Origin of the sequence: Caballeronia sp. SBC1 (assembly GCF_011493005.1) — a bacterium.
GTDB lineage: Bacteria > Pseudomonadota > Gammaproteobacteria > Burkholderiales > Burkholderiaceae > Caballeronia.
The window spans coordinates 1781089-1796065 of sequence record NZ_CP049158.1; the positions used below are offsets into that span (position 1 = coordinate 1781089).

12 protein-coding genes are annotated in these 14977 nt (G+C 60.4%); 4 read left to right on the top strand and 8 right to left on the bottom strand.

The window, feature by feature from the left end; all coding sequences use genetic code 11:
• Positions 1–80 precede the first annotated feature (80 nt).
• The 3 genes from shc to hpnD are packed head-to-tail and all read right to left on the bottom strand — an operon-like array spanning position 81 to position 4188.
• Complete coding sequence (gene shc / locus SBC1_RS34765; protein ID WP_165104808.1) at positions 81–2060, bottom strand: squalene--hopene cyclase; 1980 nt, start codon at positions 2058–2060, stop codon at positions 81–83.
• Positions 2060–3343: a hydroxysqualene dehydroxylase HpnE gene (gene hpnE / locus SBC1_RS34770; RefSeq protein ID WP_165104809.1), complete on the bottom strand. Its 1284-nt coding sequence runs from the start codon at positions 3341–3343 to the stop codon at positions 2060–2062. Before hpnE ends, shc begins: the two co-directional genes overlap by 1 nt.
• On the bottom strand, positions 3343–4188 hold the full coding sequence (hpnD, locus tag SBC1_RS34775) for a presqualene diphosphate synthase HpnD (RefSeq protein ID WP_165104810.1): 846 nt from the start codon (positions 4186–4188) through the stop codon (positions 3343–3345). The genes hpnE and hpnD overlap by 1 nt, the downstream gene beginning before the upstream one ends.
• 598 nt (positions 4189–4786) lie before the next feature.
• Between hpnD and SBC1_RS34780 the strand changes: the two genes are divergently transcribed.
• Positions 4787–7048: a hybrid sensor histidine kinase/response regulator gene (locus tag SBC1_RS34780; protein ID WP_165104811.1), complete on the top strand. Its 2262-nt coding sequence runs from the start codon at positions 4787–4789 to the stop codon at positions 7046–7048.
• A gap of 224 nt (positions 7049–7272) precedes the next feature.
• The gene (locus SBC1_RS34785; RefSeq protein WP_165104812.1) at positions 7273–8571 is read left to right on the top strand and encodes a hypothetical protein; all 1299 of its coding nucleotides are present in this window, start codon (positions 7273–7275) and stop codon (positions 8569–8571) included.
• A 78-nt stretch (positions 8572–8649) separates the two neighbouring features.
• Here the strand turns inward: SBC1_RS34785 and SBC1_RS34790 are convergent, their stop codons facing one another.
• The gene (locus tag SBC1_RS34790) at positions 8650–9204 is read right to left on the bottom strand and encodes an NADPH-dependent FMN reductase (RefSeq protein WP_165104813.1); all 555 of its coding nucleotides are present in this window, start codon (positions 9202–9204) and stop codon (positions 8650–8652) included.
• Between the two features lie 826 nt (positions 9205–10030).
• Between SBC1_RS34790 and SBC1_RS34795 the strand changes: the two genes are divergently transcribed.
• Entirely contained in the window at positions 10031–10330 is a 300-nt protein-coding gene (locus tag SBC1_RS34795; protein WP_165104814.1) for a DUF4148 domain-containing protein, read from the top strand.
• 212 nt (positions 10331–10542) lie between these two features.
• Here the strand turns inward: SBC1_RS34795 and SBC1_RS34800 are convergent, their stop codons facing one another.
• On the bottom strand, positions 10543–11496 hold the full coding sequence (locus tag SBC1_RS34800) for an AEC family transporter (protein WP_165104815.1): 954 nt from the start codon (positions 11494–11496) through the stop codon (positions 10543–10545).
• 629 nt (positions 11497–12125) lie between these two features.
• Here SBC1_RS34800 and SBC1_RS34805 point away from each other — a divergent pair.
• Complete coding sequence (locus SBC1_RS34805) at positions 12126–12692, top strand: lipocalin family protein (RefSeq protein WP_165104816.1); 567 nt, start codon at positions 12126–12128, stop codon at positions 12690–12692.
• Positions 12693–12746: 54 nt separating this feature from the next.
• On the opposite strand, the gene SBC1_RS34810 is transcribed toward SBC1_RS34805, so the two are convergent.
• From SBC1_RS34810 to SBC1_RS34820, 3 genes are all read right to left on the bottom strand, one after another.
• Entirely contained in the window at positions 12747–13040 is a 294-nt protein-coding gene (locus SBC1_RS34810; RefSeq protein ID WP_165104973.1) for an H-NS family nucleoid-associated regulatory protein, read from the bottom strand.
• Positions 13041–13120: 80 nt separating this feature from the next.
• Entirely contained in the window at positions 13121–14344 is a 1224-nt protein-coding gene (locus SBC1_RS34815) for a serine hydrolase (protein ID WP_165104817.1), read from the bottom strand.
• A gap of 139 nt (positions 14345–14483) precedes the next feature.
• Positions 14484–14702 (bottom strand): hypothetical protein, encoded by a 219-nt coding sequence (locus tag SBC1_RS34820; RefSeq protein ID WP_165104818.1) that lies wholly within the window; start codon positions 14700–14702, stop codon positions 14484–14486.
• Positions 14703–14977: the final 275 nt, after the last annotated feature.

Genomic DNA, 14977 nt, shown 5'->3' on the forward strand with positions numbered 1-14977 from the left:
AATAACGGGCAAACGCACATCGCCAGAACTGAAGCCAGAGCCGCCAGAACCAGAGCCAACACCGGACCCAGACCGCGAACTCACATGCCCGCCGTCACGCGCGACGTACCGTCGCGCATCATGTTCCTGTACCGCGCCAACGCCCATAGCGGGAAGAACTTTCTATACCCGTGGTATCGCAGATAAAACACTCTCGGGAATCCAGTCGCGGTAAATCGCGTCTCGTCCCACAAGCCATGTTCACGCTGCGTGGCATGCAAGTACTGCACGCCCTTCGCCACGGCCGGATGATCGACAAACCCCGCCGCCATCAACCCGAGCAACGCCCACGATGTCTGCGATGCCGTGCTCGGCGCCGCTTCATATCCGCGATAGTCGAGCTTATAACTCTCCCCGCCCTCACCCCAACCGCCATCGGCGTTCTGAATGCTGATGAGCCACTGCGCGGCGCGTTGCATGCGGCTATCGGTAAGAGGCAGTCCCGCTGCATTCAACGCGCACAGCGCCGTCCACGTCCCATAGATATAGTTCAGCCCCCAACGCCCGTACCAGCTTCCATCGCGTTCCTGACCGCGCAAAATATAGTCGAGCGAGCGTTTCGCCGGCTCACTCGTCGCCGGCAGCTCACCCAACTGCGCGAGCATCGAAAGACAACGCCCCGACACATCAACAGTAGGCGGATCGAGCAACGCGCCGTGATCGGAGAAAGGAATGTTGTTGAGGTAATACTGCGTGTTTTCAGGCTCGAACGCGCCCCACCCGCCGTCGCTGCTCTGCATGCCGACGACCCATTCCCGCCCGCGCGCAATCGCTTCGCCGTACAACGCGGTACCGTTTTCACGATCGGCGCGTTCCATCGCCATAGCGACCACAGCGGTATCGTCCACATCCGGATAGTGCGGATTCGCAAATTGGAACGCCCAGCCGCCAGGCCGGATGTTCGGCCGGCGCGAGATCCAGTCTCCGCGTACATCGAGAATCTGCAGCGGCACGAGCCAGTCCAGACCACGCGAAACGGCAGCGCGCGCCTTGGGCGTGTCGGCTTCAAGCAACGCGTGCGCGACGAGCGACGTGTCCCATATCGGCGATAAACACGGCTGGCAATAAGCCTCGCCATCCGGCGCTTCATCGATGATCAAAAGCTTCTCAATCGACTTGCGCGCAATCGCCCGGTTCGGATGATCTTCCGGATAACCGAGCACGTCGTACATCATCACGGAGTTGGCCATCGCGGGGAAAATCGCGCCGAGACCATCTTCTCCATTCAGCCGTTCATCGACGAAACTCACGGCCGCTTCTATCGCGCGTTGCCGCGTATGACGCGGGAACAGCGGATCAGCGGCGCGCAGCACGGCGTCCACGCAGCGGAACAGCACGAACCAGCCCTGATGCTGATGCGGCGCACGCGCGGCCATGCCGGCGTTCACGGGGGCATCGAAGAACAGTTCATCAATGCGCACGCCCTTCGGATTTCGCGCGCGCGGCCGCTTTGCGTTGAGCACGAGCAGCGGCACGATCACGGTCCGCGCCCAGTACGACACCTTCGACAAATGGAACGGAAACCACTCGGGCAAGAGCGTGATTTCCACGGGCATCATGGGCACCGCGCGCCACGACACCACGCCGAACAGTGCCAGCAAAATCCGCGTAAACACGTTCGATTTTTCCGCGCCGCCAGCCGCAATAATCGCGCGGCGCGCCCGCTGCATATGTTCGGCTTCAGGCAAATCGCCGATCATCTTCAGCGCGAAATACGTCTTCACGGTGGCGCTGATGTCCATGGCGCCATCGGTGAACAGCGGCCAGCCGCCGTCCGCCCGCTGGATCCTGCGCAAGTACCGCGCGATCTTCGCTTCGAGTTCGAGATTCGGCGTCTCGGCAAGGTAATGCACGAGCAGCACGTATTCGGCGGGAATAGTGGCGTCGGCTTCGAGTTCGTAGAGCCAGTAGCCGTCGGGATGTTGGTCGGCAAGAATGGCATCGGCAGCGCGCGCCACCGACGCTTCCAGCGCCGCCGCCGTCACCGGCTGGAGGCCGGGCGGCTGGACAGTTTCGTTCATCAGCGTTGCACCGAGAAATCAATAGAGGGATTCATAAGCAGGTCCGCAGCCTTCTGGCCGGAGCGGATCGAGCCTTCTATGGTGGCGGGCAGCCCGTTGGCCGTCCAGTCGCCGGCCAGCATCAGATTGGACCAGCGCGTGCGCGTGCCCGGCCGGAGGTTTTCCTGGCTCGGCACGGCCGCAAAGGTCGCACGCTTTTCCGTGACAATTTGCCACGTCGGCATGCGCTCAACCGGCAAGCGCGCCGCCTTCGCGACCTCTTGCCAGATGCCGTGGGCAAGCGCCTCGCGCGGGGTATCGAGGAGATGATCCGCGCCGCTAATGGTCACCGAAAGACGTCCATCGAACGCGAACAGCCATTCGGCGGTGCCGTTCAGCAAACCAGTCATTGGCTCGAAGGCTAGCGGCGGATCAATAGCAAAATGCGCATTGACGATGGCGCGGAATTCGTTCGGCGCGGTTAAGCCCGGCACGAGTTGCTGTGCCACGTTCGGCGGCACGCCAAGTACCACGCCGTCGTGAATACCGATGTCCACGCGGCCATCATCGAAATCAAGCGATGTGACACGCGTCTTCGAATCCGTGCCGGAGAACCCGATCTCACGCACCCGCGACCCGAGCTTGATCTCCGCGCCGCCATATTGCAGCAGACGCAACGCGGGATCGACGAACGCATGGCCCAGCCCGTTGCGCGCGACCAGCGGCCGGCACGCCTGACCGCCCAGCAGCAGCGATTCCTTCAGCACGTTGCCGGCGAGCACCGCGCTACCTTCACGCGGATCCACATTCAGCACGGCCAGGAACAGCGGGCTGATCAGCGCGTCCCACAAGCGCCCGTTCGTGCGCATGGTTTGCTGCATCGTGCGGCCGGGTTTGGCGAACAGCAGCGGCAGCAACGACAAATAATCCGAGGGCATGGTGCCCGGAACACGCGCGGCGGAATCGAAGATCCAGCCCGGCATGCGGCCCGGCGAAAGCTTCACGGTCCAGCGCGCGCCGCTGCGCAAATCCATGAACGGAAACTCGGGCTGGGTCGGGCCAACGAGTTCGTCGACCGCGCCAATCGCCTTGGCATAGCTCAGCGTGGCGTGGTTGCCCGACAGCACCAGATGGTTGCCGTTATCGATGGTGGCGTTGAGTTTGATATCGAAGTAAGAACGGCAGCGGCCGCCCGCGTGCGGCGCGGCTTCGTGCAGCATCACGCGCGCTCCACGGCGCTGCAACTGGACTGCGGCGGCGAGTCCCGATAACCCGGCGCCAATCACATGAACGAGACGCGACATCAGAAAATATGTCGCGCGACGATCCACAACAGCCGCGAACGCGGCGTGCGGATGTGGTTGCGCGGGAGATCGAAGCCGCGCTTCAAGTTCGCTTCAAGCACACACCGATACGCACCCGACATGATGCGCGGCGCCCGCACCTGAGCACGCGGCGCGGTCGCCATGATCGCGTCGGATTGCGCATAGTGGGTCCGCGCGCGATCGGCAAGCGTCAGGCAGACGCGCGGCAAGCGGGCATCGTTGACTATGGACGCGATGTCGGTCGTGGAAATACCTTCGCGGGACAGCAGTTCTCGTGGCAGATAAACGCGTCCAATGCCGGCATCTTCATCGATGTCGCGAAGAATGTTCGTGAGTTGCAGCGCACGGCCGAGGTGGTGCGCAAGACGCCGTCCGGCATCTTCGTGCATCCCGAATATCCTCACCGATAACCGTCCGACCGCGCTCGCCACGCGGTCGCAATACAGGTCGAGCGTGGCTTCGTCGGGCGCGACGATGTCTTCGGCGGCGTCCATGGCCATGCCGTCGATCACGGCAATGAAGTCATCGCGCGAAAGATGAAAGGCGTGGATATGTTGCGTCAACGCAGCCAGCGACCTGCGCGGCTTGCCGGCGTAGCAATCGTCTATGTCCGCGCGCCATTGTTCGAGCGCCGCGGCGCGTTCGCCGCGCGGCAGCGTGCCGTCGGCAATGTCGTCAACCGCGCGACAGAACGCGTAGACCTGATACATGGCGTCGCGCTGCGCAGCCGGCAGGATGCGCATGGCGAGATAGAACGAACTACCCGACGTTACCTTGGCAACGTCGGGAGCAGGATCGTCGGCGATAAGATTGGAAACGGCCAAGACGGACTCCGCTGTGGCGCCCCCAAGGGCAGCAGTGTTAGATCGGGCGCCGGGCATCCGGCTTCATGAAACATGCTTTGAAGCTGAATGCAAGCTCGGCGCAAACCGGCTTCAGACGGCGTGCAGCCGTGCCGGAAGCGGCGAAAAGTATATCAAGTTTGTGAAGTGTTGCCCTGAGATGGCCCTATCCCGCGCTTTCAACGCGCTTGCCGCGCACCCTCCGCCGGGTTCAATCTTCGTACAAACATTGGCCGACCGTGGCGGCGCTGCTTGATATTCCTCACCAACTTTACGCGATCCGCCGCTTTTTACCACTCGCCCTCGCGCGCTCGGGACATCACCTCGCCTCAAATCCTGTCGTTTAAACGTCGATACCGTGTGGTTTCGCAGAACATCGATTCATCGGTTGAAAGGCACGATTTATGCACGCATTTTCTTTCCCGAGCGCGGGCGATAAACGGGCAATAAACAAGCGAGCGACAAACGAGCGGCTAAAATGCGCGGAGTTCGCGCACAGCATTCGCTGCCTTTCACCGTTGCAAAAAAACATGCCGCGAAATGCCGCGCTCAGTTATTCACATCGGGACGACGACTCACCATGACGCCGCAACGTGAGGAACCAGGCGCTGACCATTGGCAGGACGAGCCGCCTTTTCCCGTGGTGCCGGAGCGTAACTTCGCCGCCCAGCGCATGACCCTCCGGGTCCTTCTGATCGCCGCCATTGTCTTGCCCTGCCTGTATGTGGCGGCCATGTCGTGGAGCGATCTGAAGGCGCAGGAAGCCGATGCCGCCGAGGTGGTTGATCGCAACGCGCATGTGGCCGAAGAACACGCGCTGAAAGTCTTCGACATGAACGAGACGCTCAACGCCCGCGTGATCGACCTGATCAGCGGCGTGGACGACAACACTTTGCGCCTCGAAGAACGCTCCATTCACGACAAACTCGTGGCAATGGGCGGCGGTTATCCGCAAGTAGCGTCGGTGAGCATCATTGGCGCGGATGGGCGCCTGATTGCCACGAGCCGCATTTTCCCCTCGCCGGATGTATCGATTGCAACCCGCGACGACTTCGTCGGCATTCGCGACCACAAGATGTTTGAAAACGTCTCCCGCGTGATGGTCGGGAAGGTGGCCGGCGAGACCGTGTTCAACACGGCTGTGCCGCGCAAGAACTCGGATGGCCGCTTCGCCGGCATTGTGACCATCGCGCTCCGCCCGAGTTACTTTGGTGCGTTCTACGCCGAATTGCTCGGCCAACACTCCACCGTATCGCTCGGCCTCACGCGTGCGGACGGCGCGGTGCTCGCCTGGTATCCCGCGCGGCCGCCCGACCGCATGGAACTTGTCGCCAGTTCGCCGTTGCGCGAGGCGTATGCGGCGGGACAGCGGAACGGCATCCTGCGAATGCGCTCAGGGCTCGACAATGAAATGAAGATCGTGGCGTATCGCAAGGTGGGGAATTATCCCGTGTATGTATCCAGCGGATATCCTGTCGCAACCATCTGGGCTGCGTGGTATCGGCGTGTCAGCGTGCTGATCCTGTCCTTGTTCGCGCCATGCGTCGTGCTCTGGGGCGTGATCTGGTTGTCCCTGCGCCGCCTCGCGAATGAAGAAGACGCCTGGGAGCGCTGGCAAGCGGAAGCGTCCATGCGCCGTTCGATCGAATCGGCTTACCGGCAGGCGCGCAAGATGGAAGCGCTGGGTAATCTGGTCGGCAGCGTCGCGCATGATTTCAACAACCTGCTGATGATCCTCTCAACAAACGTCCAGATTGTCCGGCGACGCGGCGCTGCCGGGCTGGACCGCGAATTGTCGGCCATGGAACGCGCGCTTAAGAGCGGTCAGTCGCTGACGCGCCAGTTGCTGGGCGTTGCCCGTAAGCAACCGCTGCGCAATGAGACCATTGCAATCGGCAGGTGGCTGCCGGCTTGCCGCGAACTGCTGAAGGCGTCGCTGGGCGCAAAAGTCGCGCTGAATCTCGAAGCGAGTGACGACGTATGGCCAGTTCGCGTCGATGCCGCCGAACTGGAGCTTGCGCTCATCAACGTGGCCGTGAACGCCCGCGACGCCATGCCGAGCGGCGGCACCTTCTCGGTCCGCGCCGACAACGTGCACTTTCGCCACGAGGACGGTTTTCCGATCATCGGCGAATTCGTGCAGTTGACGCTGGAGGACACGGGCGGGGGCATGGGTCCCGAAGTCCTCGGCCGCGCGTTCGAACCGTTGTTCACCACCAAGCCCAAAGGCATGGGTACCGGGCTGGGCCTGCCGCAAGTGTTCGCGTTCTGCGAGCGCGCGGGCGGCGTGGCGACCATTGACAGCGCGGTGGGCGCGGGAACGTCGGTGCGTCTTTATTTGCCGCGCGCGAGTGCAGCCGTAGCGGAACCCCACGAAGCGCAACACGACACCGCCGCGGCCGGCGAAGCGCACGGCTTGCGCGTGCTGCTGGTGGAAGACAACGAAGAAGTGGCTGCAGGCACAGAAGCGTTGTTGTCGATGATGAATCACAACGTCACCCACGTCTTCAACGCGGACGGCGCGATCGCCATGCTGGATGCGGCCCGTCGCGACGTGGCCAATGACGGTGCGCTGCCGTTCGACGTCGTGCTCTCCGATATCCACATGCCGGGCAAGCTGAACGGCATCGACCTGGCGGAGATCCTGCAAAGCTGGACGCCGCGCGTGCCCGTGATCCTGGTGACGGGCTATGCCGAAGAACTGGACCGGGCGCGTGAGGTCGATGCGCGCGTGCTGTCCAAACCGTTCGATATCGCCTTGCTCGATTCGCTTCTGCAAGCCATTCGCGAAGATCTCAGCGCACGCGCGGACAACCGCGAACACGGCGAAGCGCAGCACTGAGCCACAGCACTGAGCCGAGCGCCTTTTCCACACGCTTTGTAAAAACATCCGCTCGCCGAGAGACATCGGGCGGGATCGTCTTGCGCTGGAGATGGCGTCGCGGCGCGCACGTCCACGACCCGGCACGCGAGTTGCGAGATAACACGTGAGTTGCGACCTAAACTAGATTTGCGACGAGTCTTTTTGATCCGTCGCGATTGATGACATGCCGCCAGGAGGCAGCCATGCGACACACAGTTATTGGTATCTTCGATACCTACGACCAGGCCGAAGTGGCGCGCAGCGCACTGGTTGCGTCGGGTTTTGCCCGCTCTGATATCGAGCTTCAGGCTGCACCCCAGCCTTCCTCACCCGACGATGACCCCGCCCTCGCAGCCGGCCAGCCACCTGAAACCAGCGGCGTGCTGGCGAATATCGAACGCTTCTTTTCGATGCTGTTCGGAGGCCGGGATCAGCCGCCCGAAGTAGCGCATTACTCCGAAGCCGTCCGGCGCGGCGGAGTGCTGGTGGCCGTCGATACGGCAACCGAGGCGCTCGCCGACGCAGCCCGCCAGACGCTGGCAGAGCAAGGCGCAATTGATATTGACGAACGTGCAGCAAGCTGGGGCACGCTGAATCACGGACGCACGACCGCCGCCGCAGGCGATGACCGCGATCATTCCTTGCTCGACGAACTCGGCCTCGGGACGGGCAGCGCCGTGCCTGGACGCGCGCCGGTGAATCCGCCAGGAGATCCGATTGGCGCTGCACGCGCCGACGCCAACCGGGCACGCGCTTATCCCCACGCGGACCGTGACGATCCGGCTGTGCAGCCGCTTGACCCAATTAGCCCGGTTGCCCGCGATGTCTTCGCCGGCGGCAGCGATTCGACCTATCGCGCAACAGGCGGCGATCCGATGACCAGCGGCACCGTCTGGCAGGATACGAACGAAACTGTGCGGCGCTCGGCTTCCTCTGCTGCGTCGTCGTTAGATGAACCGCTGGCCGGTGGCGCGGTTACACCGGCTCCGGCTGAAGGCGTACGTCCGGTTGCAAGCGAACCGCTGAGCGGCGGCGCGTCGGCGCAAGGCTGGCGCGCCGTCGATCCGCTCGATCCGCTGGATGAAACCGAAACAGCGTCGCGCGTGGGTAGCGTGGGTGGCACTGACGCCATGAGCGCGACGGGCTCGCCGGTTCCGGGCACGCTGAGCCAGACTGGGGACTCTTCGCTCGGGACGCGTCCGGGCGCCCGAAGCACGATGCCGGACGAATACATGGAGTACGAAGACGAGTTCCGCAGCGACTACGAGTCGAAGTACGCGGCGACGGGCGCAAGTTATGAAGAGTACGAAGAAGCGTATAAATACGGCGCCTCAGCCGCCAGCGACGAGCGTTTCCACCGCCGCAACTGGGACGATACGATGGAAACCGAACTCCGGCACGACTGGGAAGGCCGCGGTTTGGGCGGCGCGCCCACATGGGAGCGCTTCAAGCTCGCGGTACGTCACGGCTGGGAGCGCGTGACGGGGCATCACCACCTGTAGCGGGCGCTGATCACCGCGTTGAAACGACCACGGCCCGCTAAAGCGGGCCGTGGTCGTTTTGCGATTGGGTTTTACAGCCTAAACCGTCGCAAGGCGCTGAACCCACGCGACGTATTTATCGACGAAATTCTGCAGGAACTTGCGCGTGTCTTCGCTCACGATCGTGCCGCTGGCATCAATACGGTTTGCATCGTGTTTGACGAACATCTCCGGATGACCCATGAGCGGCACATCGAGGTAAGCGAGCACATTGCGCAGGTGCGCCTGCGCGAGCGCCGTACCAGTCGCGCCCGGCGACGTGCCCAGCACCGCGCCCGGCTTGTTGGCCCACGCGCTGTGACCCCACGGCCGCGAACCCCAGTCCAGCGCATTCTTCAGCACGCCGGGAATCGAGCGGTTGTATTCCGGCGTGACGAACAGCAAGCCATTCGCCGCCGAAATCTTTTGCTTGAAGGTTCGGGCGGCTTCGGGAAAGTCGCTGTCGTAGTCCTGGCTATAGAGCGGCAAGCCCGCGATATCCAGGAACTCGAACGAAAAATCCGGCGGCGCAAGCGACGTTACCGCGTGTGCAAGCTGCTTGTTGAATGAATCTCGGCGAATGCTGCCAACAACAACCGCAATCTTGTAGGTCATGGCTTGTCCCGGTGACTGAAAGAAGCTGGCAGATGAACTGCATGCACGAAGGTGACGTAGATGACGTGTGCCAGCCGGCCCATCATAGGCGGTCACCCAAGGTGATGACTATCCGAAATCGGTCGGATTGACGCCTGGACCGCGATCGGGCGGTGCACATTTCGTAGCGTGCTCTGCCTCACGATGAGCGTTTCAGTCGCACACCGGGCCACAGGCCCGTTACAAGCCATTTTCGAGATGATTTCCACAAAGTTGTCCACAGAAACTGTGGACAACTTTGTAGATGTTTAATAATTAGCACTAAACCGCCTCGATGCTTGGCGGAATAAGGCTAGGCGTGGCGAAAGGCGGCAAGAGCGCGGCTATCGCCGCCGCCGGGTCAAAAATTATTGACCGAAAAACACATTGCATTGCGACGGCGGGCCTTGGCACGTCGACGACTGCGAATTGGCGTTAGTGGCAGCGCTGGCAGCGCCTGCCACAGCGAACAAAGCGACAGCAGCGAAGATGGAAAGCATGCGTTTCATGAGACACCTCGGTGAGTTGGCAACGATCGAACTGGATCGGTGAACCGAGAATATCGATTAAGCGAATGCAGAAAAATGGCAGTGTAGTGAATTGATCTTTACCGAAAGCGCAATGATTGAAGTGCTGCGTCCAAAATAAACGGGCAACCATTTTCGCGCGCCGACACAAAACGTCACATTCATGCGCGACGCACAACAATATGTTTTCCCAATCGACATTGGTCATCGATAGTGATGTGAATAGACTGCTTCACATCGATGGCGTGAAACGCGCCGTCTCAAACCGTGAAGGGTTAATCATGAAACGCGCGCTTATCGGAAGTTTGTTTGCCGCCGTGCTGGTCTCATCGGCACCGGTGTTTGCCCAATCCACCGACGTCGCTCAGCAAAGCGTCTACGCGCCGAGGACGCGGGCCGAGGTGAAAGCCGAACTGATCGCCGCGCAAAAGAGCGGTGAGTTCGACGCGATCCATACGGAAAGTTATCCCCAGTTGCTGCCGTATCAAACCGCGCGGTTTGAACGCGTTACGTCGGGTACGGATGCGGATACGGATACGGCCGTGACCCAAGCGAACGGCGTGCGCGTCAGTACGCAATAAGGGCGACCTGGAAGTTATCGAGGGGAAGAGGAACGCGGCGGACTGAGTTGCTGACGCCGCGTTATCTATCGAAAGAGTCCGTAGGAAATTCGCTGCGTCACTATCGGCGCGCGGTTTAATGTTCAATATAAAGAACGCAAACGGCGTAAGCAGCCGTTATGTTCAAAATATTAAACATAACGCGACAAGACCGGTTCCTTCAATGGCCGCTATCAGCTCAACGCGGCAAGGCACACCGTGACCGTGACCAGCGAGATGATCGTGGAAAACAAAATGGTGCTGGACGTCACCGCCGCTTCCCGCCGATAAAACTCCGCCAGCATGAACGGCCCCGTCCCCGTGGGTAACGCGCTGAGCACGACGGCGGTCTTCGCCCACAACACCGGCAGCGCGAACACATGAAACGCCAGCCACCACGTCAGCAGTGGTTGCGCAATGAGCTTGGCCAAGACCAGCATCGTGGTGGTTTTCGCCGCGCCGCCTTCTGACTTCTCGCCGAGGAAAAGCCCGAGCGCAACGAGTGCGCACGGACTTGCCGCTGCCCCCAGCAACTTGAGAAACGTGTCCGCGCCGCCCGAAATAGTGAGTCCCGCTCCGCTGCATAGCCAGCCCGCGAACGGCGCGAACAACAACGGATTCGTGATTAGCGACCTGACCACTTTGCCAAGCGTGGCGACAAGATTCTTCTCTGTCTGCAGACCCAGTTCGATCAACACAATAGCTACGGCGAACAGCACGCACACGGTCATGATCGTCGCAATCACTGCGGGCGCAAGGCTCGCGTGACCGAAGGCAAGCATGCATAACGGCAAGCCGATGAACCCCGCGTTCGGATACGCGGCGTTGAGACCGTCGAGGCTGGCATCGGCGAGATCACGCGACTGCTTTAATCGAATCAGCACGGTCAGCAGGAATATCCCGCCCGCACCAAGGCCGAACACGGCTATGAACGCGGGTTGATTGAGCGTATGCCATGGCGTGGTCGCCATGATGTCGAAGAGCAGCGCGGGCAACGCCAGATAGACCACGAATCGATTCAGCTCTGACGACGCATTCGGCCCCAGCCGATTGGTCTTGCGACACGCATAACCCGCGAAGATCAGCGCGAACACAGGAAGAATGATTCTCAGAAGCGGGGCGAAAAGCGACGAGACCAGCAACGACATGAGCAGCGGAACCAAGTGAACAAGGCCAAGAGCATAGCGGCTGAATCCGCTTGCCGCAGAGTGAACTTCTTAAAGGTGAGCGATTTCGGGAGCCGCGCGAGGTGAGTTGCATGACCTGACAAAAACTCACGCTTAAGGCTATTTACAAGTATCGCTAACTAGATCAAAGAGCTGACCGGGCTTCAGCAAGTGCTTGAAGTATACTGCTGTGAGCCTTTATCTATAAGGCTTTCACGGCTTCTCTCCTACGTCGCGTTGAGATCTTCATTGCCCTTCATGTGGGTGATACACGATACAGACTCGACGCTTCGCTCGCGTAAGCGTGAAGTGAGTAGCGCTATAGGTGAGGTTATCCGGGAGGGTGATCCGGCGATGTTGAGAAAGCACATGAAGAGCTTTGAGTGAGTCTTGCGTCGTGATGCATGCGCCACGTTAAAGTGTTCTCTATCAATGAGTTGCGACCTGTTGTTAAAACAGTAGATACGACTGCGGATGAGCTTTAGGTGCTTGCTGTCAGCGCATTTCGATGACTTCACCACGCTATAGGTGAGGCTATGCGGGACCCGAAGCAACGGAATGAAGCTTGCTCATACAGCGACGCGTATCGCTTAAACACAACGAGGACCATCATGAAATTCAAACGATCCGTCACCATTGGCACAACGGCTTTGCTGGTGATCGGCGGACTGGGCCTGCTGGCCGCATGCACAATGGGCGGCAGCAACAAGAGCGGCAACGCGCGCGTGCCCGAGCCTGCGAAGCCGGTAGATCTTGATCGTTACCTGGGCCAATGGTACGAATTTGCACGCTATGAGAACCGCTTCGAACGCGGCTGCGAAGCAGTCACGGCGAACTATGCGAAACGCGATGACGGGCTGGTCTCCATCATCAATTCATCTCGCAATGGCGGAGTGAATGGAGCATCCAGGTCGGCCGAAGGGAAGGCAAAGATAGTGCCGGAAACGAACAACGCGAAGCTCAAGGTGTCGTTCTTCGGACCGTTCTACGTTGGCGATTATTGGATACTCGATCACGCCGATGACTACACGTGGTCCATCGTCGGCGAACCGAGCGGCAGGTACTTGTGGATCCTGACGCGTGAAGCGAAGCCATCGGCTGAGCAACGCACGGCATTGGTCAATCGTGCACGCACGCTCGGCTACGACGTGACGTTGTTGCGAGAGACACTGCATTGAACGCATCACACGCGAACCTTTTCGACGCTCACGCGTGAGGTGCTCATGTATCAATCAAGCACCAATGAGGAAGCGTTCCTTGTTACGCCCTGCCAGCCATCCGGGTGGGCGTCCGCGCCCACTCCATGTCTCACCGGTCTTCGGATCGCGATACTTCGGCGGCAGTGGCGCCTTCTTGACCGACCTGCCGCGCCTCGCTGAAAAGCCCAGCTCTTCGGCGGTCAGGTCGTAGTCGACGATCTTGCGCTTGATATCCTCAATCACAGCAGCAATTTCCTTCTGCTGTGCAATCGCAACTTCCTTATGCAGTTTTTCGAGTTGTGCGGTCAGTTGCTTGTAGGTGGCCATAAGCTGCTCTCTGGGTTCGGCATGCGCCCGAATTGGATATGGCATCGTGACGCCAGTCATCGGTTCTTACTCGTCACCACTTAGTCGTCGATAGCGTCGTACAGATGGCGTTCGAACACGGCTGCCATCGGGAAGGGTTCTACGCTGCGTCGCTGGATCAGCATGATGCCGATCATGTTTTCGACCGGATCGGCGAACCAGCTCGTGCCGAGCGCGCCTGGCCAGCCGAACGACCCTGCAGAACGATACCCGAGCGTGCGTTGTTGTGCTGGATCGTCCACGATGGCCAAGCCCAATCCAAACCCCTGGCCGCCCCACACAATCTGACCGAACGCCGGAATGCGGCGCTGATCACGCGATAGAAAATTCGTGCGCATGAGGTCGACGGACCGATGCGACAGCAGGCGCGGACCGCGCGCGCGTTCATTGGCGTCGCCTTGCAGACGGCCGCGGCCAAGCAGCAGGCGCGCAAAACGCAGATAGTCGTCGGCAGTGGAAACAAGACCGCCGCCGCCGTTCTGAAAACGCCCGGGTTTGGCAAAGCGGCTCGATGCCGGATGATCTTCCACCACGCGTTGCCGCGTAGCGGGATCGACAGCGTAGGCCACCGACAAACGCCCGAGTTTTTCAGGCGGCACCACAAAGCCGGTGTCCGTCATTCCCAATGGCTCGAAGATGCGCGTGCGGAAGAACGCTGCAAGCGACATACCGCTGATGCGCTGGATCAGCGCGCCGAGGACATCGGTGGAGATGCCGTAGTGCCAGCGCGTGCCGGGCTGGAACATCAAGGGCAACTCGGCTACGCGCTGAAGCCATGCGCCGGGATCGACCGATGCATCGACGCCGTTGAAGATGTTCCCGTAGGCGTCGGCTAACGCGCCAAATGCGGTGAAGTGATACGCAAATCCGGCGCGATGCGTGAGCAGATCGAGCAAGGTAATGGGTGCGCGGGCGGGTTCGGTATGGTCGAGCGGCGCGGTGGGATCGGCGAGCACCTTGGGGTTGGCCAGTTCGGGCAACCAGCGCGCCAAGGGGTCGTCGAGCGCGATAAGGCCTTCTTCCACCAGCATCAAGGCAGCGACGCTCGTCACGGGTTTCGTCATGGAAGCAATGCGAAACAGCGTGTCGCGCGTCATGGGCGTGAGGGTTTCGCTGTCGCTGTGACCCAACGTGTCGACCCGGGCTATTTCGGCATGCCGCCAGACCAGGGTGACGCAGCCGGCAACGTCGCCATTCTCGACGAACTGCTGCATTGCGGTACGAGTGCGCTCAAGGCGCGTGGCGCTGAATCCCGCGTCGGACATTGAATATCCCTCTTTGTACGCATTTTCTCAGCGCATCATTTAAGCACGCCGGAAATGGGACTCCAAGGGAAGATTTACCGCGGGTTGTAACTCCGTGACACAAAATTGGAAATCAATACATCGAATCCTTAAGGAAACCTTAAGCCATCGCGCAGTTTAATCCCACGCTGGCTTCAAGCCGCTCGAGCCGGTCGTTGATTCGCTGCATGCGTGATTGCTGCGCTGGAACAAGCGCACTGGATGCGACCAAATCAACCCGGTTACGCCAATAGGACAAGGGGATGCGGTCATCGGTGGAAATTCTTCCGATTACCTGCTCCAGATGGAGAATATCCGTTTCGATTTGACGATGATTCATTCACTACTCCAAGGTAGGTTATTTTTACTTTTGATAGAACGAGTTCGAAGCAACACGCGGAACAGATAACCGTTTTCGGTGTCACAACTGGAACAAACTGGGTGCTCTCGGTTCGCGCAATGCGCGGAACGCACCGCCAGAGGAAGGCAGCATAAGCGCTCGAAGGACTTCCTGCAGAGTATCGAAGCACGCGGGGGTTGTATATTCCGCAAATGCGGAACAGTAAAAATGCAATAAGCCGGCATTTCGGATCGGCAAATTATCCGCATGACAGG